Below are 26,576 nucleotides of genomic sequence, written 5' to 3' on the forward strand. Positions count from 1 at the left end.
GCGCTATACCTGAAGTGGGACTCGCCCTGGGCCCCTTCACGCCTGCCCGAAGGACCCCATGAACGACGACGTTCACGAGCCCGCCCTCGCCGACCTCCCCGCCTCGACCAGGGCCGCCGTGCTCACCCTCGCGGGACTGTGCGGCCTCGGCCTGCTCGGGTCCTCCGCACTCGCCTTCGGCATGATCGGCCTCGCCCAGCTCAGGGCCTCCGGCGCGGGCGTGCCCGACGGCGCCGGCGCGGCCCTGTTCCGCTTCGCGGCCGGTTCGGCGGCGTTCGCGCTCTGCCGCGGCGCGTTCGCCGCGATGATCATGCGGCGCAGCCGCCTCGCCCGCACGCTCGCCGGGCTCCTCGAAGCCGCCGCCATCGCCCTCGGCCTCCTGTCCTGGCACGGCGGCCCCGGATACGACGGTCCCCGGCTCGGCGACCACACGCTCCCGGCCGAGATCACCATGTGGTTCGGCGCCACCGCGGGCCTCGCCGTCTCGCTCGCGATCATCGTTTTCCTGTGGAGCCGCGCCTCCGAGGCCTGGTGCGACCGCTGACACCGCCAGGCAGGTGCTTGAAACGGCTGTTCCCCGGGTAACCCCGACGGGCCGAATGCAGACGAGCCCTCCGAGGAGGCCCCATGCCCGCCGAGGCGACCGGCGCCGACCGCAGCGAACCCGAAACACCCCTGGCGGACTCGAAGTCGGAGGCCTCCGTGAACGGCCACCGCCGGGTGTCACCGCTCGAACTGTTCTACGACCTCGTGTTCGTGCTGGCCATGGCCCAGCTGACCCACCACCTGGTCGCCTACCTGACCTGGAGGGGCGCCGCCGAGACCCTCGTGCTCACGGTCGCCGTGTGCGGGGTCTGGGCGTCCACCGGCTTCAACGTGTCCCTCATGGACATCCAGGCCTCCTGGACCCGCCTCATCGCGGTCGGGGCCATGGGCCTGAGCCTGTTCATGAACTCGGCGATCGGCAGCGCCTTCGGCGACGGCTCGTGGCTGTTCACCGCCGCCATGCTCGCCGCCCTCGCGGGACCGGCGGTCATCGCCGCACTGCACGGGCCCTCGGCGCCGATGCGCAAGCACTTCGTGCGCCAGCTCCTGTGGCTCGCCGCCAGCGCGCCGCTGTGGCTGATCGGCGCGGCCGTGCCCTCGGAGCCGCGCCTGTGGCTGTGGGCGGCGGCGGCGGCGATCAACGTCACCGGCGCGTGGACCGCGCACCCGCTCCCGGGCGACGCCCTGGACTCCGAGCGGATGCCGTTCGACTCCGCCCACTTCCTGGAACGCCTGCGGCTGTTCCTGATCATCCTGATGGGCGAGACCGTCCTGTCGCTCGGTTCGGTGATCGCCGAGCAGCCGAACGAGCCGGTCACGCTCATCGCCGCCCTCGGGACGTTCATCGCGCTGGTCGGCCTGTGGTTCGCGTACTTCGGGCGCGGCGAGCGGATCGCGGTGGGCCACGCCGCGGCGACCGACGACCCGATCCGGGCCGTCCACCTGGGCATCAACATGACGTATGTCGTGCTCGCCGGACTGATCGCCTTCGCCGCCGGCAGCGAGCTGCTCATCGTGCACGCCGCCGAGTCCCGCGCGGGGGTGGGCGGCGTGCTCCTCCTGGGCGGTCCGGCCCTGTACCTGCTCGCGCAGGCGGTCTACTTCCGGCTCACGGCCGACACCGACTGGCGCCCCAGGGCTTTCGGCGGGCTGCTCCTCGCCGCCGCGGCCGTCGCCGCGCCGTGGACGCCGCCGCTCGCGGTGATCGGCGTGCTCGTGCTCATCACGACCGCTCTGGCGGTGCGGCTGACGGGGGAGCGGAACTGGCGCCCCGAGGCCGACCGCGCCATCTGACCCGCTCAGCGCCCGCGGTACGCCGAGGGCGTCATGCCGTGCCGGCGCGTGAACTGGCGCGAGAAGTACATCGGGTCCTCGTAGCCGATGCGGCGCGCGACCGCCGCCACCGGCATCGCGGTCCCGTCCAGCAGCTCCCGGGCCTGCGCCATCCGCAGCTGCACCTGGAACTGGAGCGGCGAGACCCCCAGGTGCTCGCGGAACAGGGCGCTGAGCTGGGACGCGCTGAGCCCGCACATCGCCGCGAGCGCGCTCACGGCCGTGCGCTGGGGCGCGGTCGCGCGCAGGTGCTCGACCGCCCGTTCGAGCGGGCTCAGGCTCGGGCCGGGCCCGCGGCGGCCCGTCGCGATCACCTGCGCCAGCGCGTGCCACGCCGCGCCCGCCGCCCTCGTGAAGCCCGCGACCGTGAGACCGGAGTCGAGGGCGTCGATGACCTGCGAGACCAGGCTCGCCACGGGCGCGGGATCGCGCAGGTGGGTCACCGGACCGCCCGCCGCGTCGAGTGCCGCCCTCGCGAGGTCGTCCGCGTCCGCGCCGGTGAAGTGGAACCACCACACCGTCCACGGATCGTCCTGGGCCGCACCGTAGGCGTGGGCGCGGTCGGCCGGGAGCAGGACCGCGCCGCCGCGCGACACCGCCGTGCGCACGTCGCCGACGCGGCACCACCCGGCGCCGCCGGTGCACACCAGCAGCAGGTGCTCGCGGGCGCCGCGCGGGCGCGAGCGTCCGTGCCGGGCCGCGTGCGGGAAGCACCCGGCGTCGGTGACGAGGAGCTTCCCGGTGACCGGGTGCCGCAGGGCCCTGGCGACGTCGGTGCGCGGCACCACGAGCATCCGCTGCCCCGCGAAGCCGTCGCGGATCGCGTCCGCATCCGGCTCGGCCGTCGTTTCGTCCATGTCCTCCATTGAAACGCCCATCGACAGGCGACGTCAAGGCGCCGTACGGTCGAGACCATGTCCAGTGATGAGTCGAGGATCGTCCTACCGCAGGTGCCTGACGCGCTCGCCGACCGGCCCGTGCGGGCCTGGCGCGAACCGGTCGCGATCGACGCCTACGAGCCCGCCGCCCCCGACCGGTACCCGGCCTACCTGGACCAGCGCGTCTACCAGGGCTCCTCGGGCGCGGTGTACCCGCTGCCGTTCATCGACGCGGTCGCCCGCGAGAAGGCCCCGCGGCAATGGGACGCGATCCACCTCGACAACGAGTACGTGCGGCTGATGATCCTCCCCGAACTCGGCGGCAGAATCCACATCGGACTCGACAAGACCCGCGGTCACGACTTCTTCTACCGCAACGACGTCATCAAGCCCGCGCTCGTCGGCCTCGCCGGGCCGTGGGTCTCCGGCGGCGTCGAGTTCAACTGGCCCCAGCACCACCGGCCCGCGACCCACCTGCCGACCGAGACCGCGATCGAACACGACGACGACGGCGCGGTCACCGTCTGGTGCTCCGACCACGACCCGTTCGCGCGCATGCAGGGCATGCACGGCATCCGCCTGCGTCCCGGCAGCGCCCTCGTCGAGCTGCGCGGCCACCTCGTCAACCGCACCGACGACGTGCAGACCTTCCTGTGGTGGGCCAACGTCGCCGCGAAGGCGGGGGAGGACTACCAGTCGTTCTTTCCCACCGACGTGCGCACCGTCGCCGACCACGCCAAGCGCGCCACCAGCACCTTCCCTGCGGCCCAAGGCCGCTACTACGGCGTCGACTACCCCGCGAACCGCACCGCCGACCGCCCTGACGGCGACCGCCTCGACTGGTACCGCAACATCCCCGTCCCCACCTCGTACATGTGCCTGGGCTCCGAGGACGACTTCTTCGGCGGCTACGACCACGGCGCCCGCGCCGGGTTCGTCCACTGGGCCGACCACCGCACCGCCCCCGGCAAGAAGCAGTGGACCTGGGGCAACGCCCCCTTCGGGTGGGCCTGGGACGCGCACCTCACCGACGACAACGGGCCCTATGTGGAGCTCATGGCCGGGGTCTTCACCGACAACCAGCCCGACTTCGCGTTCCTCGGACCCGGTGAGACCAAGACGTTCTCGCAGTACTGGTATCCGATCCAGGACACCGGCCCGGTCCACCAGGCCACCCGCGAGGCCGCCGTGCGCCTCGACCTCGAAGCGGCCCAAGGCGAGACGCGCATCCGCATCGCCGCCGTCGTCACGGCCCCGCGGCCGGGCGCCCGCATCGTGCTGCGCGCCGAAGGGCGCGTCCTCCACGAGGCCGCCGCCGACCTCGCACCCGGCACGCCCTACCTCCACGAACTGCGCGTCCCCGGCCCGGTCGACCCGACCGCCTGCGAACTCGCCGTCGATCACGGCGGCGACCGCCTCGTCACCTGGCGTCCCCGCGCCGAACCCGCCCCGGCCCCGGTCGAACCCGCGAGCGAACCGCCCGCTCCCGCCGACATCGCCTCCGCCGACGAGCTGTACCTCACCGGCCTCCACCTCGCCCAGTACCGGCACGCGACCCGCTCGCCCGAGCCGTACTGGGAAGAGGCCCTGCGCCGCGACCCCGGCGACGCCCGCTGCCACACCGCGCTCGCGGCCCGCCGCCAGCAGTCCGGACTCCTCGACGAGGCCGAACGCCACCTGCGGGCCGCCGTCGCCCGACTGACCAGCCGCAACCCCAACCCGCGCGACGGCGAGGCCCACTACCGGCTCGGCCTCGTCCTCGCCCGGCAGGGCCGCGACGCGGAAGCCAAGGCCGCCTTCGGCACCGCGTCCTGGGACGCGGCCTGGGCCGACGCCGCCGCCCTCGCCGCCGCCCGCATCGACCTCGCCGCCGGACGCGACGACGACGCGACCGCCGAACTCGACGCGCTCCTGGAGCGCGACCCGCACCACACGCAGGCCCGCAACCTCCGCGCCGTCGCCGCGCTCCGGTGCGGCGACCGGGACCGCGCGGCCGCGATCGTCCGAGGCACCCTGCGCGGCAACCCGCTCGACGCCTGGGCCCGCGACCTCGCCGGGCGACTCGACCTCGACGCCGACCCCACCGCCGACCCCACGATCGCGCTCGACGTCGCCCTCGAATACCGCGCGATCCGCGAGGACGGGGCCGCACTCGACTGCTTCCAGGCCGCCGCCCGACTCCCTCCGGCGCCCGGCCAGGTCAACACCGCCCCGCTCGCATGGATCCACCGCGCCGACCTCGAACGCGAACGCGGCGACGAGGACGCCGTCGCCGCCTGCCTGCGCCGAGCCCGCGATCTCGACCGCACCTGGTGCTTCCCCTCCGCCGCCGACAACGACGCCCTGGCGCGCCTTCGGGAACGCCGACCGGACGACCCCGTCCTCGCGGGCCTCGCCGGGCACTGGCTCTACGCCGCGGGCCGACGCGACGAGGCGATCGCCGCGTGGACCGTCGCCGCCGCCACCGGCGACCCGGTGGTCCTGCGCAACCTCGGCGTCGCCGCCCACAACGTCCAAGGCGACCCCGAGGCCGCCGCCGAGCACTACCGCCGCGCCCGCAAGGCCGCACCCGACGACGCCCGGCTCCTGTTCGAAGCCGACCAGCTCGACGGGCGCCGCGGCGTCGACCCCGCCGCCCGACTCGCCGTCCTCGAAGCACATCGCGACCTGGTCGAGACCCGCGACGACCTCGCCGTCCAGTTCGCCGAACTCCTCACCGCCACCGGCCGCCCCGGCGAAGCGCTCGGCCTCCTCGCCTCCCGCGCGTTCCAGCCCTGGGAAGGCGGCGAGGGCCGCGTGCTCGCCGCCTGGGAGGACGCCCACCTCGCCCTGTCGGCCCGGGCCCTCGCCGCAGGGGACCCGCACCGCGCGGTCGACCACGCCGCCGCCGCGCTCGCACCCGTCCCGAGCCTCGGCGAGGCCCGCCACCTCCTCGCCAACACCGCCGACCTGCACCTCGCGCTCGGCGACGCCCTCGCCGCCGCGGGCGACCACGAGAACGCCCGCGCCGCCTGGGAGACCGCCGCCACACAGCAGGGCGACTTCCAGTCCATGGAGCTGCGCGCCCACTCCGAGCACACCGCCGCCGCCGTCACCGCCCTGCGCCGGCTCGGCGACACCGAAGCGGCCCGAGCGCTTCGCGACGGCCTCGCCCGCTACAGCGCCGACCAGGCACAGGCCCGCGCCCGCATCGACTACTTCGCGACGTCACTGCCGACGATGCTCCTGTTCACCGCCGACGTCCAAGCCGCCCACGACACCCGCGTCCTCGTCCTGCGCGCCCAGCTCGCGCACCTCGACGGCGACCCCGACCAGGCCGCCGAACTCGCCCGCGCCGCCCTCGCCCGCGACCCGCTCAACAGCTTCGCCCGCAACTGCATCGCACCCGGATGAACCTCCACGCCATCGTGCTCAAAGGAGAGACATGAACGACCCGAACCCCGCCCCGCGCGAACTGCGGGCCACCGCACCGCCGGGGCCGCGACGCGGCCACCTCCCGCTCGGCGAACCCGAAGGCGCGCCCGACCGCATCGACGTCAACGCCCGCTGGATCGAACGCGCGGGCCGCCCCTGGTTCCCGACCACCGGCGAGATCCACTACTCCCGCATCCCCCGGAACCGCTGGAACGACGTCCTCGGCCACGCCCGCGCCGGCGGCCTCGACTCCATCGCCACCTACGTGTTCTGGCGCGCGCACGAACCCGAACCCGGCCGCTTCGACTGGAGCGGCGACCTCGACCTGCGCGCGTTCGTCCGGCTCGCCGCCGAACACGGCCTCGACGTCGTCGTCCGCCTCGGCCCCTGGGCCCACGGCGAGGCCCGCCACGGCGGATTCCCCGACTGGCTCGTCGCACGGGACCTGAAGGCCCGCACCGACGACCCCGACTACCTCGCGCTCGTGCGCCCGCTCTACGCCGCCGCCGTCGCGCAGCTGCGCGGCCTCACCCACGCCGAAGGCGGCCCCGTCATCGCCGCCCAGGTCGACAACGAGCTTTACGACCAGCCCGGCCACCTCGCCACGCTCCGCGCCCTCGCCGAGGAGCTGGGCCTGCGCGTCCCGATCTGGACCGCCACCGGCTGGGGCGGCGCGCAGGTCCCCGACACCCTCCTGCCCGTCTACGGCGCCTACGCCGAGGGCTTCTGGGAGGACGCGGACGTCGAATGGCCCGCGTTCGCGCCGATCCACTTCCGCTACAGCGAGGTCCGCGACGACCTCAGCGTCGGCGCCGACCTCCGCGAAGCCCTCGACGGCGTCGCCGCCGCGAACCCCGAGGACGCGACCGCCGCTCCCGCCACCCCCTTCGCCACCTGCGAACTCGGCGGCGGCATGCACGTCGCCTACCACCGCCGACCCCTCGTCACCGGCGAAGACGTCGCCGCGCTGGCCCTCGCCAAGATCGGCAGCGGCTCGGCCTGGCAGGGCTACTACATGTACGCCGGCGGCACCCAGCGCTCCGGATCCCAAGGCCCCGAACAGGAATCGCACGAGAGCGGCTACCCCAACGACGTCCCGGCGCTGACCTACGACTTCAACGCGCCGATCGGCGAGCACGGCCAGATCCGGCCCCACCACCACTTTCTGCGCCGCCAGCACCTGTGGCTGCGCGAGGACGGGCACCGGATCGCCGCGATGGGCGTCCAGATCGGCGGCGGCGGCGAGGACCCCGAGGAACTGCGCTGGTCCGTCCGCTCCGACGGGCGCAGCGGCTACCTGTTCCTCACCACCTACCAGCCGCCCAAGCGGCCCTTGGCCTCCCAGCCCGGCGTCCAGTTCACCGTCCACTTCGACGACGGCCCGGTCACCGTCCCGAGCGAACCGGTCGACGTCCCCGCCGGGCACTCCCTGGTCTGGCCCCTGCGCTATCCGCTCACGCCCGACCTGACCCTCCGCAGCGCCACCGCGCAGCTCCTGACCCGCCTGGACGACCTCGTCGTCTTCGCGGCCACCGACGGCATCCCCGCCGAACTGGTCCTCGGCGACGGCACGCCGGTCCACCTGCCCTCGCCGCCCGGCCCGAACTGCATCGCGGACCTCCCCGGCGTGCGCCTCCTCGTCCTCGACGAAGCGAGCGCGAACCGCCTCTACCAGCTCGACCTGGCCGGGCGCGAACGCCTCGTCCTCGCCGACGCCCCCGTCCACGCCGACCGCGGCGACCTCGTCGTCCACCCCGAGACCGCACGCGTGACCGTCGCGGTCCTGCCCGCGCCGCCCGCCTTCGTCGCCGAAGGCGCCGACCTCGAACCGCCCCGCGACGAGAGCCCATGGCGCACTTGGACCCTCACCGCACACGACACCGGCCCGGTCCCGCTCTCCGCCGAACTGAAACCGGGCGGCCCCGCGCCCGAGCCGCGCCGCGGCGGCCCGATGGACCGCCTGTCCGCCCCCGACGACTACAGCAGCGCCGCCGAGATCCGCATCGACGTCCCCGACTTCGGCGGCGCCGACCGGGCGCTCCTGCGCCTCGCCTGGACCGGCGACACCGGCCGCGCGTACGCCGGCGACCGCCTCATCGGCGACCACTTCTGGCACGGCCGGGTCTGGGACGTCGACCTCACGCCGCACCGCGACGCGGTCGCCGAGCACGGCGTGCGCCTCGAACTGCTGCCGTGGCGGCGCGAGACCGGCGTGTGGGTCGACCCCGCCGTCCGCGACGTCGCCGACGGCACCACCCTCGACGCGGCGACACTCGTCCGCGTCGGCCGCGTCCGGCTCCACGCCGAGGAGGACCCGTCATGACCCTCAACCGCAGAGGCCTGCTCGCCGGTGCCACGGGAATCGGTGCCGCCGGGCTCGGCGCGCTCGCAGCGTGCTCCTCGCCCACCGCGGGCGAACCGCTCCGCTCCGGCCGGGCCGACCTGACACTGTGGACGCACGACCCCGGCTACGCGACGTTCTTCACCGACGCCGCGGCCGACGCCGGGCTCGTCGGCGACAGCGCCTGGACCTACTCGGTCGCCGTCACCTCGGTCGCGCCGCCGGACATCATCTCGCGCCTGATCAACCAGGCCGTCGCCCAGCGACCGCTGCCGAACATGGCCGGACTCGAACTCGGCCAGTTCCCGCGCATGATGCGCGACGGCATCGCCGAGAACCTCCTCGCCGACCTCACGCCCCTGACCGACGCCCTCGGCGACGGCCTGCTCAAGACCCAGCCGTACACCGTCGACGGCAAGGTCTACGCGCTCGAATCCGACAACTCGGTCTCGGTCCTGTTCTACCGCGCCGACGAGTTCGAGCGGCTCGGCATCCCCGCCGACGTCGCGACCTGGGAAGAACTGCTCGACATCGGCGCGCAGGTCGCCGCCGACACCGGCCAGGCCATCGGCATGGTCTCCAACGGCGGCAACACCGAGATCGTCCAGGGTTACATGCAGGCGCTGTTCCAGCGCGGCGGCGGCCTCTACGACGCCGACGGCGACCTCATCGTCCTCTCCGAGGAGAACATCGAAGTCCTCGAACTCATGGCCCGAGGCGTCAGCACCGGCGCGCTGCTGCCCCTCGCCGACCCCTACGGCAGCGCCACCGCCGCCGCCCTCAAGGAGAGCCGGCTCATCGCCACCGTCATGCCGAACTGGTACAAGGTCTACGGCCTCGAAGCCAACGTCCCCGACCAGGCCGGACTGTGGCGCGCACGCACCATCCCGCGCTACGCGAACGGCGGCGGCATCGCCTCCACCCTGGGCGGCACCGCGTTCGGCGTCGTCAAGGACCAGGTCCTCACCGACGCCGCACTGGACTTCCTCCAGCGCTGCTACCTCACCCCCGAAGGCCAGCTCGCCCGCTACGCCGCGGGCGCCTACCTGCCGACCCTCGCCGACCTCTACGACACCCCCGACTTCCAGAACCTCACCGACCCCTACCTCGGCGACCAGCGGATCTTCGAGGTCTACGGCGCCGCCGCCGCCGAACTGCCCGTCTTCTACCAGGCCGCTGACCTCGCGGTCCTGCGCGACAGCCTCGGCGGGCCGATCCTGCGCGCCCTCAACGGCCAGACCGGCGCCGAGGACGCGCTCCGCGAAGGCGTCGACGCCTACGAAAGGCAGGTGTCCCCATGACCGCCACCACCGACACCGCCGCGACGCGGCGCCACCGCGCGCAGATCCGCCAACGGCGATGGGCCCCTTACCTGTTCATCTCCCCGTTCTTCATCCTCTTCACCTGCTTCATGGTCGTGCCCATCGGCGCGGGCGTCTACCTGAGCCTCACCAGGTGGGCCGGGCTCGGCTCGCCCGAGTACATCGGCCTCGACAACTACGTGCGCCTCTTCGGCGACCAGAGCTTCGGCGCCTCCCTGGCGAACACCGCGTTCTACACCGCGTTCGCGCTCGCCGTCGTCCTGCCCGCCTCGCTGCTGATCGCCCAGGCGCTCGACGCCCGCGGCCTCAAGCTGCGCGACCTGTTCCGGCTCGTCTACTTCCTGCCGGTCGTCCTGTCGCCCATCATCATCGCGCTCATCTTCGGACTGATCTTCGACGGCGAGTACGGACTCGTCAACGCGGTCATGGAGGCGCTGTTCGGCTTCGGCGGCGTCTCATGGCTCACCGACCCGTGGTGGGCCAGGATCGTCGTGGTCGTCCTGGTGCTGTGGCGCTGGACCGGCTACCTCACCATCTTCTTCCTCGCCGGAATGCAGGCCATCCCGCGCGAACTCCACGAGGCCGCCGAGGTCGACGGCGCCGGCCCCGTGCGCCGGTTCTTCTCCGTCACGCTGCCGCAGCTGCGGCCGGTCACCGCGTTCATCGCCGTGACCATGCTCGTCAACACCGCGCAGATCTTCGAGGAGCCGTTCCTGCTCACCCAGGGCGGACCCGGCGAATCGACCCTGTCGGTGTCGATGTTCGTCTACCGGGCCGCATTCCAACGCCAGGAGCTCGGCTACGCCGCCGCCGCTGGCGTGGTCATGTTCGCCATCGTCTTCGCGCTCGGCCGCATCGGCTCCAGCGCCCTCGGCGTGGGGAGGACCCGATGAACGCCACGACCCCCCGCCGACGCCGGCTCCGTCCCGCCCGCGCGGGCCTGTACGCCACTCTCGTCCTGCTGGCGCTCGTCTACCTCGCGCCCCTGGCCTGGGCCGTGTCCTCGTCCTTCAAGGACCGCAGCGAGATCTTCGCTTTCCCGCCGCAGCTGTGGCCCGACCCCGCCACGCTCTTCAACTACGCGACGCTCCTCGCCGAGCAGCCGTTCTGGCGGTGGATGCTCATGAGCACCTCCGTCGCGCTCATCAGCACCGTCGCCACCGTGCTCCTGTGCTCGCTGGCCGGATTCGGCTTCGCCAAGTACGAGTTCAAGGGCAAGCGGCTCCTGTTCGACGTCATGTTCTCCTCGCTCGCGATCCCCTTCGCGGTCATCGTCGTCCCGCTGTTCGTCCTGGTCGCCAAGCTCGGCCTCGCCCACCCGCTGTTCGCACTCGTCGTACCCTGGGTCGCCCCGGCCTTCGGGATCTTCATGATGCGCCAGTACACCGAGCAGTCCATTCCGGACGAGATCCTCGACGCCGCCCGCATCGACGGGTGCTCCGAACTGCGCACGTTCTGGTCCGTGGTCCTGCCGCTGCTGCGCCCCGCGCTCGGCGCGCTCGCCGTGTGGAGCTTCCTCAACACCTACAACACGCTGCTGTGGCCCCTGGTCGTCGTCTCCGAACCCCAGTACTACACCGTCCCCTTGGGACTCCAGGCGCTCTTCGGAGCCGAAGGCCGCCAGTACAACCTGGTGCTGGCCGGCGCCGTCCTCGCGGCGATCCCCGCCATCGCCGTGTTCGTCCTGCTGCGCAAGCAGCTCATCTCCGGACTCACCGCGGGCGCGGTGAAGTCATGACCGTCACGCAAGGAGCCGACTTGACCGCCTCACACCTGCCCGAACGCCTCGCCATCTCGCTCTGGGACTTCTCCTGGTACGTGCGCACCGGACCGGGCGAGCCCTTCGAAGACCTCGACGCCGCCTTCGCGCGCGCCGTCGACCTGGGCTACAACGCGGTCCGCATCTGCGCGATGCCGTTCCTGCTGTTCCGCTCGGGCCTGGACACCACGGCGCTCCGCCTGGAGGCGCTCGGCGACGGCTACGGCTCGCGGGTGCGCTGGTACGACCTCGCCTCCCCGACGGTCATCGACGCGAAATCGCACCTGCTCGACTTCTTCCGCGCCGCCGACCGCCACGGCGTCACCGTGATCGCCTCCTCCTGGGAGTACCAGCAGAGCCCGGCCTTCGCCGCGACACGCGACTGGTACGACGCGCTCCACGCCGTCGACCCCGCCCGGCGCCTCACCGAACTCGGCGAGGCCATGGCCGACCTCGTCGACCTCCTCGCCGAACACGGACTCGACCACACGGTCGCGATGGTCGAACTGCACAACGAGGTCCAGCTCGGCTACCTCACCGAAGGGCTCCCCGGAGCGGACCCCGTGGTCGAACTCCGCGAGCGCCTGGAGGCCGGCATCGACGCGTTCCGGGCGCGCCGACCCGAGGTGCTGTGCGCCGCGAACTACGCGGGCGTCCCGGTCGCCTCGATGCGCGGGCTGCCGCGCAACGCGACCGCACTGGCGTTCCACCCCTACGTCTACGGGGTCCTGGACGACCTGGTGCGGGAGTTCGCGCTGCGCGACGACCCGTCCGAGTTCCCGCAGGAGCGCGCCGACGCCGAACTGCTCCGCCCCGGCGCGCCGCGCCTCGCCGACTGGAACCTCCCGCCGGAGGCCGCGTGGCGGTCGCGGGCCTCGATCATGAAGCGGACCGAGGTGTACGTGCACGACTGGTGCGACCCGGAGAAGGTCGACCGCTGGCTCTACGACAGGTACGGCGCGCACCGCCTCGCGATGGCCGCGCAGCTGCGCGACTGGATCGACGCGGCCGCCGACAACGCCGCACGCCTCGGGGTGCCGCTGGTCTTCGGCGAGGGCTGGGTCGGGTACACGCCGCGGGACTGCCGCTTCGAGGAGGGGCCGGTGGGCGCCCAGATCTGCCGGGACGCGGCCGCCCACGCGGCCCGGGTGGAGGCCTGGGGCTCGATCGTGTGCTCGAACGCCGCCCCGCAGCACCCGATGTGGGCCGACGAGGAAATCCAGCGCGAATGCAACGCGATCATCCTCGGATCCGGGCGGTAGCCCCGTTACCCGCGTTGATCGAGAACGCCGAGCGAGGGGGCATCGTCGCTCCCCTCGCTCGGCGTTCCGACCAGGGCCAAGGCCAGATCCGCGCGACACCGTGACCGGCGTCCGAGGGCCGCTGCTCGCGCCCGTCGCCTGCCGCGCACGGTGTTAGGGTCTGGCCACGGCGCCCCGCGACACCCGCTGGGGCGCATCGCGGACCCCACCGCACCGCGCTCGACGGCGCTCCCGCCGAACGCGCGCACCGCGACGACGGTCCCGCGCCACCGAAGGGAATCCGAACATGCTCGCCAACCCGGTCTTCCGCTACCGCATGCTGACGCTCGCCGAAGGCTGGTCCTTCGTGCTTCTGCTGGTCTTCGGATCGCTCCTGAGCCGCATCTCCGACATCGACCTGGTGATGCCCCTCGGCTCGCTCCACGGCGCCCTGTTCGTGCTCCTGATCCTGGGGACGCTGCTGATCCGCCGCCGCCTTCAGTGGGGCTTCGGCACCACGCTGGTCGCCCTTGTCTGCGCCGTGGTCCCGCTGGCACCGTTCGTGTTCCACCGCGTCAAGCGCGACGAGCTCCTGGCGGCCGAACGCGCCGCCCAGCCCGTCCCCGCCTCCTGACGCGCCACAGGGCGAGGCTCGACCCCAAGCGTCCGGGAAGCGGCCCCGTCAGCGCCCACGCGGGCGCTGCGGTGACGTGAGGATGGAAGGCCGACCGGCCTGAACTAGAGAGGGACCCCGAACGGGGGAGAACTGGAGCGGGTGACGGGAATCGAACCCGCGCAATCAGTTTGGAAGACTGAGACTCTACCATTGAGCTACACCCGCATGATCCGCATAACGGAACGCAAACGAGTGTAGCGCATCGGCTCAGTCCCGTGCGGTGACGGCCGCTTCGAGCGCTTCCGCGCTGGTGAACGTGTGGGCCCGCCAGCCCCGGCGGGCGGCGGTCGCGGTGTTGTCCGGGTTGTCGTCGACCAGGAGCAGATCGCCCGGGGCGGCGTCGAACGCCTCCTTCAGCCCCTGCTCGACGGCCGCGAAGGCGGCGTCCTCGGGCTTGCGGACCCCCAGCCGGCAGGCGAAGTACCGGTGCCGGAACCACCGGGCGGCCTCCGGGAACCGCGTATCGAAGCAGTCGGCGAACAGCGGGCCGTTGTTGGAGAAGACAGCCATGACCGCACCGGTCGCCGACAGCGTCTCCAGGACCTCCCGGTCGAGCGTGAACGCCGAGGTCCACAGGGCCTCGAGCTCCTCGAGGCCGCCGTCGAACCCGGTCAGCCCGGCGACCTCCCGGCGGATCTCGGGGGCCGTGAACGCCCCCGACTCGCACCGCGTCTCGAAGCCCGACGCGAAGAGCCGTGCGTGCAGTTCGTCCGGCGCCAGCCCCGTCCGCTCGGCGAGGAGGCCGAGGCGCCTGGCCGGGTCGAACGCGAAGAGCACGGAGCCGATGTCGACTACGAGGATGCGGGCGGCGTCGCCCATGTGACCACCTGCCGGAGGATCGGAGGACCGAGGCCCACCATCCTACGTGGCGCAGATCACTTGGTGGGGAGCACGCTCTGGAGTCCGCCCTTGAGGTGGGCGAGGAAGTCCGCGTCGGCGTAGGCGCTCGCGTCGTGGCCGAGGGCGGTGTAGAAGCACCGGCCCGATTCCAGCCGCCGGTGCCACGCCAGCGGGTGCGGTCCGCCCATCGCGAGGTCGGCCGTGTCGTACGAGTCCTCGTCGACCTCGAGCAGGACGTCGACGTTCGCGGGCCGCTCGTCGAAGCTGTACCACTCGTCGGTCCACGACCAGCGCTTCGGCAGGTGCGCGGTCGCGGCGTGCTCGGCGTCCTTGACCTCGATCTCGCCGGGCGTGCAGCCGGGCGGGTGGCCGATGAACCGGGCCCCGACGAGCTCGGTGAAGAACGGCCAGGACCGCTCGGCGGTCGAGGCACCGTGCACGCCGCACCAGCCGCCGCCGCCGGTCACGAAGTCCGCGAGGGCGGCGCGTTCGAGCTCGTCCAGGACGTCGCCGGAGGGCGAGAGCCACACGGTCGCGGCGAAGCGGGCGAGGTCGACCGGGTTGTACACCGACGAGTCCTCGGTGTGCTCGGCCTCGAAGCCGAGTTCGGCGGCGATGCGCTCGACGGCCTCGGTCCCGGCCGGGATCGAGTCGTGCCGGAAGCCGGTCGTCTTGGTGAAGACGAGGATGGCGGGAGAGGCCACGGCGTTCACTCCTGTTCGGGGTGCGGCGCCGCCAGGCGGCGCCGGCTCGGTGCTGTGGGCGCGCAGCGCCCCCGGGGGTCGGGCGGAGGGTCGACGTGCGGGTCGGCGTCTACTCCTCCGGAGAACGATTGCACGCCAGAGTCTAGGCGATCATGGCGATCCACCTCCCCAGCGGCCGTTTCGCGGCCCGCCGCGGGGGCACTCGAAAGGGCGAACCGCGTCGGGCGGGAGGTGGCGGAGCCCGCTTTCGCAGCGGCCGCGGGCGCCCGGCCGCGCACCGTTCTCTATGGTGAGCGCGGGCGATATCGACCACACCCGCCGTGGCCGCCGGCCTGCGGCGGCCTAGACTCGATCGGATCGGGGGTCGATGCTGCGCTGACGGCGGCCCGATTCGGTTGGAGACACCTCCGCGCCGATTCTGAAGGCAATTGAGCGAAATCTGATCTAGGAGTACGTCTGTGAAGAGCACTGTCGAGACCCTGAGCCCGACCAGGGTGCGGCTGTCGGTCGAGGTGCCGTTCGAGGAGTTGGCGCCTTACATCAGCGAGGCGTACAAGAGCGTCGGGCAGCAGATCCGCGTCCCGGGCTTCCGCCCCGGCAAGGCCCCCCGCCAGGTCATCGACCAGCGCATCGGCCGCGAGTCGGTCTACGCCCAGGCGATGGACCCCGCGGTGCAGGCCAACCTCAACAAGGCCGTCACCGAGAACGACGTGAACGCGCTGGGCCGCCCCGAGCTGACCGAGGTCAAGCCGATCGAAGAGGGCAAGCCCTTCGAGTTCGTGGTCGAGACCGACGTGACCCCCGCGTTCGAGCTCCCCGACTTCGCCTCGCTGAAGGTCACCGTCGAGTCCGGCGACGTCACCGAGGAGGACGTGGACAAGGACCTCGACTCCCAGCGCCTGCGGTTCTCGTCGCTGAAGACGGTCGAGCGCGCCGCGGCCGAGGGCGACTTCGTCGTCATCGACCTGCGCGCCACCCAGAACGGCGAAGAGGTCGAGGGCGGCTCCGTCACCGGCATGAGCCACGAGGTCGGCTCGGGCAACCTGCTCGACGGCCTGGACGAGGCCCTCATCGGCATGTCCGCCGGCGACGAGAAGACCATCCAGTCGACCCTCGCGGGCGAGCAGGAGGGCGAGACCGCCGAGGTCGAGGTCAAGGTCACCCAGGTCAAGGAGCGCGAGCTCCCCGAGCTGGACGACGACTTCGCCGAGATGGCCAGCCAGTTCGACACCCTTCAGGAGCTGCGCGACTCCACCCGCGAGCGCCTCGAGACCCAGGGCAAGACCGGCAAGGCCAACGAGGCCCGCCAGAAGACCCTCGAGGCCCTCATCGAGGCCGTCGACCTGCCGCTGCCCGAGAAGACCGTCGAGGCCGAGATCGAGCACACCCGCGGCCACCTCCAGGAGCAGGTCGTGCAGCTCGCCGGCAGCTTCGAGGAGTACCTGACCGCGGTCGGCAAGACCGCCGAGGAGTTCGACGCCGAGCTCAAGGGCGACGTCGAGTCGAACCTGAGCCAGTCGATCATCCTGGGCCGCATCGCCTCCGAGCGCGAGCTCGAGGTCTCCGGCGAGCTCATGACCGCCGAGGTCGTGCGCCAGGCCCAGCAGCGCGGCGTCCCGCAGGACCAGTTCCAGAAGTTCGTCGACGAGCTGCGCACCAACGGCGGCCTGCAGCAGATCGCCGCCTCCCTGCGCCAGCAGCTGGCCCTCGAAGAGGTCATCAAGCAGGCCACGGTCGTCGACGCCTCCGGCAAGGAGCTGTCCGAGGAAGACCTCTTCCCCGGCCGCGCGAAGGCCGACGAGGCCGACGTCGAGCTCGAGGACGCCGAGGACAAGACCGAGGAGTAGTCCTCCCGCTTTCCAAGGGGCCCACCGCGGTAGCGGTGGGCCCCTTGCGGTCTGCGGTAGCGACGATCGTCACTCTCGCCCGGCCCGCTCCGGCGGGCCGCGTACTTCGGCACCGAGGCGGTGGCCGCGAACCCCTGACGGCCGCAGGCGAACCGGTGTGGGAGGGCTGTCAGGTCCATGACAGGGCCGTGACAGCGGCCCCCGCGAACATTCCCTGCATGAACCGCACACCGAATTCCGCGGCCGCCGCGACCACCGCCCGGCCGAACCGCCTCGTCGAGAAGCTCCTCGCCGACCGCCACTCGATCCCGCTGTCCATCGCCCTCCACCTCGTCCCCGGCGGCCTCATCGTCGCCGTCTACGCGCTCGTCGGCGCACCCGTCAGCCGCGCCGTCGGCGCCCCGATCTTCGCGGCCTGGGCCATCGCGCTCATGGTCGTGCTCTTCCCGATCTGGTTCGGCCTGTTCTGGCTGGGCAAGAAGAGGACCGGGCGCTACACGATGCGCGGCGGCGTGGTCCGCTACCGCGACAAGCCGTTCTCCCGCGGCAAGATCACCCTGATCGGCATCGGCTTCCTGCTGTACATGACGGTCGTGGCGCTCGCGCTCGCACCGCTCGACGCCTGGACGTACGACCACTTCTTCACCTGGGTCACGTTCGAGAGCTCGGGCAGCTCAGGCACCACCTACCTCGACGCGTACGACAAGGACGTCGTGCTCACCACCCTGCTGGTCTTCGGCCCCTTCACCGGCTTCCTCCTGCCGCTGATCGAGGAGTACTACTTCCGCGGCTTCCTCCTGCCCCGCCTTCCGCAGCTCGGCCGCTGGGCGCCGCTGTTCAACACGGGCCTGTTCTCGATCTACCACTTCTGGGCGATCTGGACGGTCCCGTCGAAGATCCTCTTCCTGCTCCCCGGCGTCTGGTTCGTCTGGGGCAAGCACGACATCCGCGCCTCCATCTGGATGCACCCCGGCTCGGCCCTGCTCATGACCGTCGTCGGCGCCACCGCCTACGCCCTCGGCGTCATGTGAGGACCGAACGGCCACGAGGCGCCCTCCGCACCGGAGGGCGCCTCTTCGCCTGCCCGCCTAGGCGAGCCGGTACACCGACACGTGCGAACCCGACTCGGCGGTGAACTCGCCGCCTTCCCAGTCGGCATGGCGGGACTCGAGTTCGAAGCCCGCGAGCTGCGCCATGAGGTCCAGTTCGGCCGGCCATATGTAGCGGTGCGGGCTGCGGCCCAGACGCGCCCGCCGGGTCTCGTCGAAGGTGAAGTGGTGCGAGACGACGTGCTGGTTGAGGACGTCGTAGGTGTCGAGGAGGATGTAGCCGGACTCGACGACGCCGACTGTGGCCTTCCTGCCCGGCGGGAGCGCCCGGAGCTCGGGCACCCACAGCTCGATGACGAACCGTCCGCCCGGGACGAGATGCCGTGCCGCGTTGCGGAAGCACTCGACCTGCTGCTCCTGCGTGAGCAGGTTCGAGATCGTGTTGAACACCAGGTAGGCCAGCTGGAACTCGCCGGGCGCACGCACGGTGGTCATGTCGCCCTCCAGGACCGGGAGCGCCGCCTCGTCCACTTTGGCGCGCAACTGCCCGATCATCGCGGGCGACAGCTCGATCCCGGTCACCGGCACCCCGCGCTCGGCCAGCGGCACCCCCACGCGGCCCGTCCCGATCGCGAACTCGAGGGCCCGGCCGCCGCCGGCCAGCTCGACCAGGCGGTCCACCGTCGGAGCCAGGACCTCCGGCGCGAACATGCCCTCACCGGGCGTGTCATAGCCGCGGGCCGTCTCAGCGTCCCAAATGTCGTTCGATTCCATCCGCCCAGGATTTCGCAGGGCCGCATCGTTGTCGAACGAATTGCCGGACGCCTGTGCGGGGCCGCGCGTTCGGGGGTGGCGCACCACGTGTGCCAAGTCACGTGTGAAGCGCTTGCCCGACCTCAGCGGACCTCGGCGAGCTCGGCCGTGCCCGACCGCCCGCGCGTCCGCCGCGGCGGACGCCGTGTGCGAGGCCCCGGGGCCGCCGGTGCCCGAGGATGGGCTGCGGGACGGCGACCGCTCCGCTCGCAGCGAACACGGTCCCCAGGCGCGTCCGATCGTCGCCCCGACGGGCTAAGGTCTGGATTGGTAACCGTGAAGCTGAGTGCATATCGTCGAGACAGAATGAAGGTGCAAGACATGGACCATTCGATTCCATTCTCCTCGCAGCTGGAGAAGGACGTCGTCGGCGCGGTCGCCCGTCGCGGCGGCGGCGAGGCTTCGGTCGGCCTGGACAGCATGGTCTTCGATCGCCTGCTCAAGGAGCACATCCTGTTCCTGGGCTCCGACGTCAACTCCGAGATCGCCAACCGCCTGTGCGCCCAGCTGCTCCTGCTCGAGGCCGAGGACGACCAGCGCGACATCAAGCTCTACATCAACTCGCCCGGCGGCTCGGTGTACGACGGCATGGCCATCTACGACACCATGCAGTTCATCAAGAACGACGTCCAGACCGTCGGCATGGGCATGGCCGCCTCCATGGGCCAGCTGCTCCTGTGCGCGGGCACGACGGGCAAGCGCTACGCGCTCCCGCACGCGCGCATCATGATGCACCAGCCCTCCGGCGGCATCGGCGGCACCGCCTCCGACGTCGCGATCCTCGCCGAGCAGATGCTCTACACCAAGCAGATGTTCCAGGAGCGCGTCGCCGAGCACACCGGCCGCACGATCGAGGAGATCGAGCGCGACTCCGACCGCGACCGCTGGTTCACCGCCGCCGAGGCGAAGGACTACGGCTTCATCGACCACGTCGTCAAGCGGGTGGCCGACGTCCCCGCCGAAGCCAACTAGAAGGAATGAGGGGAACCAGATGATGGACATCCACGCACAGTCGTCGGGGGCGCAGTCCGGCGGCTTCGACCCGCGGGCCCGCTACATCGTCCCGTCGTTCACCGAGAAGACCTCGTACGGGATCAAGGAGATGAACCCGTACAACAAGATGTTCGAAGACCGGATCATCTTCCTGGGGTCCCCGGTCGACGACACCTCGGCCAACGACATCATGAGCCAGCTGATCGTCCTCGAGGGCAACGACCCCGACCGGGACATCATCATGTACATCAACTCGCCCGGCGGCTCGCTCACCGCGCTCATGGCCATCTACGACACGATGCAGTACGTGCGCCCGGACATCCAGACCGTGTGCATGGGCCAGGCCGCCTCGGCCGCCGCCGTGCTGCTCGCGGCCGGGACCCCCGGCAAGCGCACCGCGCTGCCGAACTCCCGCGTGATCATCCACCAGCCGGCCACCGAGGGCACCTTCGGCCAGGCCTCCGACATGGAGATCCAGGCCCGCGAGATCATGCGCATGCGCGACCAGCTCGAGAAGATCCTGGCCCGCCACACCGGCCAGCCGGTCGACCAGGTCCGCCGCGACATCGAGCGCGACAAGATCTTCACCGCCGACCAGGCCGTCGCCTACGGCATCGTCGACAACGTGCTGACCTACCGCAAGAAGAACGCCCTGCCGGCCGAAGCGGCCGCGTAGCACCCAACTCCAAAAGAGACGCGGCGGGCCCGGTGACCGGCCCGCGGACCGCCGGACCCGCCGCGTCCCGCTCCAGTCGACGGACCCTCGTCTCTGTACGATCGCCCCCCGGAGTTGCCCTGCCGCGATACCGTGTCGCTGGCGTCGGACGCCCGGCTTTGGAACGGCCCTGGCGCCGTGGCCGCAAATGCGAAATACTGGATCGGGACATCGGTTCGTCCTGAATCAACGGAGCAAGCACGAACGCGGACCGGACCACGGTTCGCACACAGCGTCACGACCGCCGACACATGGCTCGCAAGCAGCACCGAGACTGCGGCAGCACGGCCCACGGGCCCGCCGAGGGAAGGAGTCACCGCGATGGCACCACGCCTGGGTGACAGCGAGATCTTGAAGTGCTCGTTCTGCTCGAAGTCGCAGCGCCAGGTGCGCAAGCTCATCGCCGGGCCGAACAACGTCTACATCTGCGACGAGTGCATCGACCTGTGCAACGAGATCATCGAAGAGGAGTTCGCCGAGGACGCCGAAGTGGCCTGGGAGGACCTGCCCAAGCCCAAGGAGGTCGTCGAGTTCCTCGACCAGTGGGTCATCGGCCAGGACAGCGCCAAGCGCTCGCTCGCCGTGGCGGTCTACAACCACTACAAGCGCGTGCAGCTGGACGAACTGAACTCCGGCAGGAACAGCGCCGACCACGTCGAGCTCCAGAAGTCGAACATACTTCTGGTCGGCCCCACCGGCTCGGGCAAGACGCACCTGGCCCAGACCCTCGCGCGGATGCTGGACGTGCCGTTCGCGATCGCCGACGCGACCGCGCTGACCGAGGCCGGATACGTCGGCGACGACGTCGAGAACATCCTCCTCAAGCTCATCCAGGCCGCCGACTTCGACGTCAAGCGCGCCGAGACCGGCATCATCTACATCGACGAGATCGACAAGGCCGGCCGCAAGGCCGAGAACCCCTCGATCACCCGCGACGTCTCCGGTGAAGGCGTGCAGCAGGCGCTCCTGAAGATCCTCGAAGGCACCCTCGCCTCGGTGCCGCCGCAGGGCGGGCGCAAGCATCCGCACCAGGAGCACATCCAGATAGACACCACGAACATCCTCTTCATCTGCGGCGGCGCCTTCGCCGGGATCGAGGAGATCATCAAGAGCCGCATCGGCAAGCGCACCGTCGGCTTCACCTCGCCCCTGCACGAGGTCGAGAACCCCGACGACGCGATCGTCTCGCAGATCATGCCCGAGGACCTGCTGAAGTACGGGCTCATCCCCGAGATGGTCGGGCGGCTGCCGATCCTCACCACCGTGGACCACCTCGACAAGGCGGCGCTGCTGCGCATCCTCACCGAGCCGAAGAACGCCCTGGTGAAGCAGTACCAGCGCCTCCTGGAACTCGACGGCGTGGAGCTGGAGTTCGCCGAGGACGCCCTGGAGCCGATCGTGGAGTCGGCGCTGCTGCGCGGCACCGGCGCGCGCGGGCTGCGGGCCATCATGGAGGAGGTCCTCCAACCGGTCATGTTCGAGATCCCCTCGCGCGCCGACGAGGTCGCGAAGGTCGAGATCACCGCCGATGTGGTGCGCCGCAACGTGAACCCCACGCTGGTGCCGAGGACCAAGGCCACGCCCCGGAGGGCGATCCGCCCCAGGCGCGAGAAGTCGGCCTGAGCGGTCGCTACTACCTGAGGTCGAAGGCCCATCCCTAACCCCCACCCACCCAGAGGGGACCGTGGGTTCGACGGTGCCCTGCGGGTGTGACAGGAAAGGGCGCCCGCACCCCAGGTGTCACCCGAAGGTGTGGGTGAAGGCGAGCGCTAATCCTCTTTGTTGTCGTCGCGCAGGCGGCGATCGATGTCGCGGAGGAAGTCGGGGTCGTCGTCGGGCGCCACGGGACCGTGCGGGTTCCGCGGGCCGCCGGCGCTGCCGCCGCGGCCGGTGCCCGGCTTCGGGCGCGGCGGTCTGGCGCGCCCGAGGGCGAACCACAGGACCCCGCCGGCGACCGGCAGCAGCAAGATGATGAGCACCCACCAGGCACGCGTCAACTTCCTGGGCGCGTGCTCACCGCCGAGGCAGTCGGCGAGCGCGGCGATGACCAGCGCGAGGTGCGCCAGGAACAAGAACAGGAACGCGCGGACCATGGTCCAATCATGCCTGTCCGCCGCGCCGGGGACAACAACGCCTCGGGGTGTTACTCGAAAGTAACTTCGTAGGATATAGTTCACGCCAAGACGCCTGAGCCGATTCGCGGCCCGCGAGACGTTCGCGAGCAGCGGATCGGTGTGGCCAAGTACGACCTCGGAGGTTGTCGATGAACATCGTGGTTCTGGTCAAGCAGGTCCCTGACTCGGGGCTCGCGAGACAGCTGGACGCCCAGTTGCGGGTGGACCGCAACGGCGCCAACAACGTCATGGGCGAGCTCGACGAATACGCCGTCGAAGCCGCCCTCCAGCTCAAAGAGGCCCACGGCGGCGAGGTCACCGTCCTCACCCTCGGCCCCGGACAGGCCACCGAGATCGTGCGCAAGACCCTCGGCATGGGCGCCGACAAGGCGGTGCACATCGAGGACGACGCCGTCGGCGGCTCCGACGCGCTCACCACCTCCGCGATCCTCGCCGCGGCCCTCGGCCGCCTCGAGTGGGACCTCGTGATCGCGGGAGCCGAGTCCACCGACTCCGGCATGGGCGTCATGCCCCACCTGCTCGCCGCCCGCACCGGCGCCCCCGCGCTCACCGGCGCCCGCAAGATCGAGACCGACGGCGCCTCCATCACCGTGGAGCACCAGCGGGCCAACGGCTACGACGTGCTCACCGCGAACCTTCCGGCCATCGTCTCGGTCTGGGACACCATCAACAACCCGCGCTACCCGTCGCTCAAGGGCATCATGGCCGCCAAGCGCAAGCCCGTGGAGACCCTGACGCTCGCCGACCTCGGCGTCGAGGCCGCCGGCCCGGACGCCGCGCAGAACGAGGTGCTCAGCGCCGCCGAGCGGCCCCCGCGCGCCGCGGGCCAGATCGTCACCGATGAGGGCCAGGGCGGCGCCGCGCTCGCCGACTTCCTCGCCGCCGAGAAGTTCGTCTGAGCCGTATTCGAGATCTGGAGACCATCATGACCGACATCCTCGTGTACGTACCGAACTCCGGCAAGCACGCCGCCGAGGTCCTCACCCTGGCCCGCAATCTGGGCGACGTCGCCGCGATCGCGTTCGACGACGCCGCCGAAGGCCTCGCGGGCGAGTACGGCGCCGCGAAGGTCTACCGCGTCGAGGCCCCCGAGGCCGCGGACTACTTCGTGGACCCGAAGGCGACCGTCCTGGTCGACCTTGCCCGCCAGGCCGCTCCGGACTTCTTCCTGCTGCCGAGCACCGACGAGGGCAAGGCCCTGGCCGCCCGCGTGGCGGTGGCGCTCGACAACGGCCTGCTGACCGACGTCTCCGGCCTGGAGGCCGACGGGACCGTGCAGCAGGACGCCTTCGCGGGCGCCACGGTGGTGAAGTCGAAGGCCACCAAGGGCTTCACGCTCGCCACCGTCAAGTCCGGGGCTACTGAGCCGGCGCCGGCCGCGAGTTCGCCCGCGGTCGAGAGCGTCGCCGCGACCGTGTCCGAGGCCGACAAGCGCGTGCGGATCACCCAGCGGGTGGACGAGCCCGCGGGGGACCGGCCGAGCCTGGCCGACGCGCGCGTCGTCGTCTCGGGCGGGCGCGGCGTGGGCTCGGCGGACGACTTCGCGCTCATCGAGCGGGTCGCCGACTCGCTCGGCGGCGCGGTCGGCGCTTCGCGCGCGGCGACCGACTCGGGCTACTACCCGCACAAGTTCCAGGTGGGCCAGACCGGTACGACGGTGAGCCCGCAGCTGTACGTGGCGGCCGGCATCTCGGGCGCGATCCAGCACCGGGCGGGCATGCAGACTTCGCGGGTGATCGTGGCGGTCAACAAGGACGCCGACGCCCCGATCTTCGGCATGGCCGACTTCGGCGTGGTGGGCGACCTCTTCCAGGTCCTGCCCCAGGCGCTCGAGGAGATCGAGAAGCGCAAGTAGGACCACGCGCGCCGCGGCCCGGCCCCGCCGAAACGGCGGGGCCGGGCCGCGCGGCGTTGCGGGCCGGTGGGGAGCGCGGGTGAGTGGGGCTCGCGTTCGGTGCCTCCCCCGGTTCGATGGTTGCTCGGGGGTGTGACAGGCGGCTCGGAAGGCAAGGGCTGCTCGGGAGGTTCGTGGCTATCGGTGCAAAACGGGCGTTCGCAGGCGCCCCCGGTTCGATGGTGCCCCCGGGGTCCGACATCGGTGCCGAGCGGGTCGCTTCGCTGGTCGGGTCTCGTTCCGATGGGGCTTCATGTTGTCGAAACAACGGTGAGTTAGGCTTCGACCCAGCCTCTCGCTATATATAACCTACAGATGATGTTGGAGGAATCCGCCATGGTCGCCTCAGCTGCCGCGGTTGCCGCGCCCGGCGTTCTCGCCGATCTCCTGCCCGCCCGCTCGCGCGCCGTCGCCGTCGCCCGCGACGCCGTGCTCGTGCTCGGCGGTGCCGCCGCCATCGGCGCCTCGGCCCAGATCGCGTTCACGATCCCGCAGATCAGCCCGGTCCCGTTCGTGCTCACCACGTTCACCGTGCTCCTCGTCGGCGCCGCCTACGGGCCGCTCCGCGCGGGCCTGACCCTCGCGCTCTACCTCGCCGCCGGCGCCGCGGGCGTCCCCTGGTTCACCGAGGGCACCTCCGGCTACGCCATGCCGACCTTCGGCTACATCCTCGGCTTCCTCGCCGCCGCCGTCGCCGTCGGCTTCCTCGCCAAGCGCGGCGCCGACCGCACCATCCTGAAGACCGTGGGCCTCATGGTCGTCGGCAACGTCATCATGTACGCCTTCGGCGTCCCCTACCTGGCCGCCGCGCTCGACATGAGCGCCGGCGACGCCATCGGCGCCGGCATGCTCCCGTTCCTCGCCGGCGACGCCGTGAAGCTCGTCTTCGCGGCCCTGCTCCTGCCCGGCACCTGGTGGGCCGTCGACAAGTTCCGCAACGCCGACGACTAGCCGCACACGTCACGAAGGGCCTCACCACCGGTGAGGCCCTTTCTGCTTGCCCGATGCCGTCCCTAGACGGCGTCCCAGCCGATGCCCAGCGCGCCCGGCCTCGGCACCGGCTCCGCCAGCGCCACCGTGTGGTTCGGACCCAGCTGCAGATCCCCGGTCTCGCGCTTCTCCCGCTGCAGGCTCGACTGCGCGAAGCGGTACACCCGCTTCGGGATCGCGTCCGGCGCGAACCGCACCTGGAGCGAGTACTGGTCCACCGGGTACCGGAACGCGTTCCCGTGCCCGCTGGAGATCCCGCCGTTGCCCTGCACCACGATCTCGAACAGGTGCGTCGCGCCCTTCGGCAGCGGCGTGTCGAACACGATCTCCGCCAGCGCCACCGGCGCGTCCGCGTGGCGCAGCACGTTCGGCACCGTGCAGTCGCGCACCGGCTTGAACTCGATGTCGTCCACGTCGCAGCCCTCGTCGCCGCGGTAGAGCAGGATGTACCGGTCCACGCCGTCGCGCCTGGCGCGCACCAGCATCGACAGTTCGAACACCGACTCCTGCCACTGCGAGTCGACGTGGACGATCACCTGCTGGCTGAGGATGTCGAGCGTGTGCTCGCGGGAGGCCGGCACCTGGTCGCACAGTTCGCGCACCGCGTCGCCGCCGAGCACGGCGTCGGGGCGGGGGAGCTGCCCGCGGATCGAGCGCGGCCCGCGGGCCCGCTTGGGGCCGAGGAGGACCCGCAGCGACCCGGCGGGCAGTTCGAGGAGGTCTTCGAGGGCGGTCACGGCCGCGAGGGACTCGGCGCGCTCGGGGCGCGAGCGGCCCGACTGCCAGTAGCTCAAGCTCGTCGTCGAGACGGTGATGCCGCGCATGGCGAGGCGGTGGCGGATGCGGTCGAGACCGAGCCCGCTGGTCTGGATGGCCACGCGCAGGGCAGTGTGGAATGGCCCTGTGCGAAGCGCTTCGGCGAGCTCGGGCGTCATCGGCACACACTTTCTCTCGACTCGGGCTCGGGGAGTCCGCACTCCGCGGCACCCGGTCTCGGGGCGGCGACTCCTCACAACCGGAAAGGTAGGAGGATTCGTCAGATTCTAGCTCGTGCGCACCACGCTGTGAGACGGCGACAGGTCGGATC

At 71.6% G+C, this 26,576-nt stretch carries 23 protein-coding genes and 1 tRNA gene; 17 read left to right on the top strand and 7 right to left on the bottom strand.

Features of this window, described 5'->3' with window-relative positions; genetic code table 11:
* Positions 1-58 precede the first annotated feature (58 nt).
* Both BLQ63_RS18550 and BLQ63_RS18555 read left to right on the top strand, forming a co-directional pair.
* Positions 59-544, top strand: coding sequence for a hypothetical protein (locus BLQ63_RS18550; protein WP_091038569.1), 486 nt, complete (start codon positions 59-61; stop codon positions 542-544).
* 83 nt (positions 545-627) lie between these two features.
* Positions 628-1,839, top strand: coding sequence for a low temperature requirement protein A (locus BLQ63_RS18555; RefSeq protein ID WP_091038571.1), 1,212 nt, complete (start codon positions 628-630; stop codon positions 1,837-1,839).
* 5 nt (positions 1,840-1,844) lie between these two features.
* On the opposite strand, the gene BLQ63_RS18560 is transcribed toward BLQ63_RS18555, so the two are convergent.
* The gene (locus BLQ63_RS18560) at positions 1,845-2,735 is read right to left on the bottom strand and encodes an AraC family transcriptional regulator (RefSeq protein ID WP_091038849.1); all 891 of its coding nucleotides are present in this window, start codon (positions 2,733-2,735) and stop codon (positions 1,845-1,847) included.
* A 57-nt stretch (positions 2,736-2,792) separates the two neighbouring features.
* Here BLQ63_RS18560 and BLQ63_RS18565 point away from each other — a divergent pair, with 57 nt between their 5' ends.
* The 7 genes from BLQ63_RS18565 (at position 2,793) to BLQ63_RS18595 (ending at position 13,467) form a co-directional block, all read left to right on the top strand.
* Positions 2,793-6,149 (top strand): DUF5107 domain-containing protein, encoded by a 3,357-nt coding sequence (locus tag BLQ63_RS18565; protein ID WP_091038574.1) that lies wholly within the window; start codon positions 2,793-2,795, stop codon positions 6,147-6,149.
* 31 nt (positions 6,150-6,180) lie between these two features.
* Positions 6,181-8,493 carry a beta-galactosidase gene (locus tag BLQ63_RS18570; RefSeq protein ID WP_091038576.1) on the top strand — a complete coding sequence of 771 codons (2,313 nt, stop codon included), beginning with the start codon at positions 6,181-6,183 and terminating at the stop codon, positions 8,491-8,493.
* A complete protein-coding gene (locus tag BLQ63_RS18575; RefSeq protein ID WP_091038579.1) occupies positions 8,490-9,812 on the top strand; it encodes an ABC transporter substrate-binding protein in 1,323 nt (440 codons plus the stop codon). Before BLQ63_RS18570 ends, BLQ63_RS18575 begins: the two co-directional genes overlap by 4 nt.
* Positions 9,809-10,726, top strand: coding sequence for a carbohydrate ABC transporter permease (locus BLQ63_RS18580; RefSeq protein WP_091038581.1), 918 nt, complete (start codon positions 9,809-9,811; stop codon positions 10,724-10,726). The genes BLQ63_RS18575 and BLQ63_RS18580 overlap by 4 nt, the downstream gene beginning before the upstream one ends.
* On the top strand, positions 10,723-11,571 hold the full coding sequence (locus BLQ63_RS18585; protein ID WP_091038583.1) for a carbohydrate ABC transporter permease: 849 nt from the start codon (positions 10,723-10,725) through the stop codon (positions 11,569-11,571). Before BLQ63_RS18580 ends, BLQ63_RS18585 begins: the two co-directional genes overlap by 4 nt.
* A gap of 20 nt (positions 11,572-11,591) precedes the next feature.
* Positions 11,592-12,854, top strand: a complete 1,263-nt coding sequence (locus BLQ63_RS18590; RefSeq protein ID WP_218125351.1) for a cellulase-like family protein — start codon at positions 11,592-11,594, stop codon at positions 12,852-12,854.
* A gap of 286 nt (positions 12,855-13,140) precedes the next feature.
* Positions 13,141-13,467: a DUF3817 domain-containing protein gene (locus tag BLQ63_RS18595; RefSeq protein WP_091038587.1), complete on the top strand. Its 327-nt coding sequence runs from the start codon at positions 13,141-13,143 to the stop codon at positions 13,465-13,467.
* Between the two features lie 133 nt (positions 13,468-13,600).
* Here the strand turns inward: BLQ63_RS18595 and BLQ63_RS18600 are convergent.
* The 3 genes from BLQ63_RS18600 to BLQ63_RS18610 all read right to left on the bottom strand — a co-directional run bounded on the left by BLQ63_RS18600 (position 13,601) and on the right by BLQ63_RS18610 (position 15,053).
* Positions 13,601-13,674: transfer RNA gene (locus tag BLQ63_RS18600), tRNA-Gly, on the bottom strand.
* Between the two features lie 42 nt (positions 13,675-13,716).
* The gene (locus BLQ63_RS18605; protein WP_091038590.1) at positions 13,717-14,328 is read right to left on the bottom strand and encodes an HAD family hydrolase; all 612 of its coding nucleotides are present in this window, start codon (positions 14,326-14,328) and stop codon (positions 13,717-13,719) included.
* A gap of 56 nt (positions 14,329-14,384) precedes the next feature.
* Positions 14,385-15,053 carry a ThuA domain-containing protein gene (locus BLQ63_RS18610; RefSeq protein WP_091038852.1) on the bottom strand — a complete coding sequence of 223 codons (669 nt, stop codon included), beginning with the start codon at positions 15,051-15,053 and terminating at the stop codon, positions 14,385-14,387.
* A 458-nt stretch (positions 15,054-15,511) separates the two neighbouring features.
* Here BLQ63_RS18610 and tig point away from each other — a divergent pair, with 458 nt between their 5' ends.
* Together tig and BLQ63_RS18620 are read left to right on the top strand one after the other, a co-directional pair.
* Positions 15,512-16,900: a trigger factor gene (gene tig / locus BLQ63_RS18615; RefSeq protein WP_091038592.1), complete on the top strand. Its 1,389-nt coding sequence runs from the start codon at positions 15,512-15,514 to the stop codon at positions 16,898-16,900.
* Positions 16,901-17,118: 218 nt separating this feature from the next.
* A complete protein-coding gene (locus BLQ63_RS18620) occupies positions 17,119-17,931 on the top strand; it encodes a CPBP family intramembrane glutamic endopeptidase (protein ID WP_091038595.1) in 813 nt (270 codons plus the stop codon).
* Between the two features lie 57 nt (positions 17,932-17,988).
* Here BLQ63_RS18620 and BLQ63_RS18625 read toward each other — a convergent pair whose 3' ends face one another.
* The gene (locus BLQ63_RS18625) at positions 17,989-18,723 is read right to left on the bottom strand and encodes a class I SAM-dependent DNA methyltransferase (RefSeq protein WP_091038597.1); all 735 of its coding nucleotides are present in this window, start codon (positions 18,721-18,723) and stop codon (positions 17,989-17,991) included.
* 360 nt (positions 18,724-19,083) lie between these two features.
* On the opposite strand from BLQ63_RS18625, the gene BLQ63_RS18630 reads away from it, so the two are divergent.
* The 3 genes from BLQ63_RS18630 to clpX all read left to right on the top strand — a co-directional run bounded on the left by BLQ63_RS18630 (position 19,084) and on the right by clpX (position 22,093).
* Positions 19,084-19,734, top strand: coding sequence for an ATP-dependent Clp protease proteolytic subunit (locus BLQ63_RS18630; RefSeq protein ID WP_091038599.1), 651 nt, complete (start codon positions 19,084-19,086; stop codon positions 19,732-19,734).
* 22 nt (positions 19,735-19,756) lie between these two features.
* Positions 19,757-20,431, top strand: a complete 675-nt coding sequence (locus BLQ63_RS18635; protein WP_091038854.1) for an ATP-dependent Clp protease proteolytic subunit — start codon at positions 19,757-19,759, stop codon at positions 20,429-20,431.
* A 360-nt stretch (positions 20,432-20,791) separates the two neighbouring features.
* The gene (clpX, locus tag BLQ63_RS18640; RefSeq protein ID WP_091038603.1) at positions 20,792-22,093 is read left to right on the top strand and encodes an ATP-dependent Clp protease ATP-binding subunit ClpX; all 1,302 of its coding nucleotides are present in this window, start codon (positions 20,792-20,794) and stop codon (positions 22,091-22,093) included.
* A gap of 146 nt (positions 22,094-22,239) precedes the next feature.
* Here clpX and BLQ63_RS18645 read toward each other — a convergent pair whose 3' ends face one another.
* A complete protein-coding gene (locus tag BLQ63_RS18645; protein WP_091038607.1) occupies positions 22,240-22,563 on the bottom strand; it encodes a PLD nuclease N-terminal domain-containing protein in 324 nt (107 codons plus the stop codon).
* Between the two features lie 170 nt (positions 22,564-22,733).
* Between BLQ63_RS18645 and BLQ63_RS18650 the strand changes: the two genes are divergently transcribed.
* The 3 genes from BLQ63_RS18650 (at position 22,734) to BLQ63_RS18660 (ending at position 25,450) form a co-directional block, all read left to right on the top strand.
* The gene (locus tag BLQ63_RS18650) at positions 22,734-23,504 is read left to right on the top strand and encodes an electron transfer flavoprotein subunit beta/FixA family protein (protein ID WP_091038608.1); all 771 of its coding nucleotides are present in this window, start codon (positions 22,734-22,736) and stop codon (positions 23,502-23,504) included.
* Between the two features lie 26 nt (positions 23,505-23,530).
* Positions 23,531-24,460 carry an electron transfer flavoprotein subunit alpha/FixB family protein gene (locus BLQ63_RS18655; protein WP_091038610.1) on the top strand — a complete coding sequence of 310 codons (930 nt, stop codon included), beginning with the start codon at positions 23,531-23,533 and terminating at the stop codon, positions 24,458-24,460.
* A gap of 375 nt (positions 24,461-24,835) precedes the next feature.
* Positions 24,836-25,450, top strand: a complete 615-nt coding sequence (locus BLQ63_RS18660; protein ID WP_091038613.1) for a biotin transporter BioY — start codon at positions 24,836-24,838, stop codon at positions 25,448-25,450.
* Between the two features lie 62 nt (positions 25,451-25,512).
* Here BLQ63_RS18660 and BLQ63_RS28550 read toward each other — a convergent pair whose 3' ends face one another.
* A complete protein-coding gene (locus BLQ63_RS28550; protein WP_177155010.1) occupies positions 25,513-26,367 on the bottom strand; it encodes a hypothetical protein in 855 nt (284 codons plus the stop codon).
* Positions 26,368-26,576 lie beyond the last annotated feature (209 nt).

The sequence above is a fragment of the Glycomyces harbinensis genome, assembly GCF_900101745.1.
Taxonomy (GTDB): Bacteria; Actinomycetota; Actinomycetes; order Mycobacteriales; family Micromonosporaceae; genus Glycomyces; species Glycomyces harbinensis.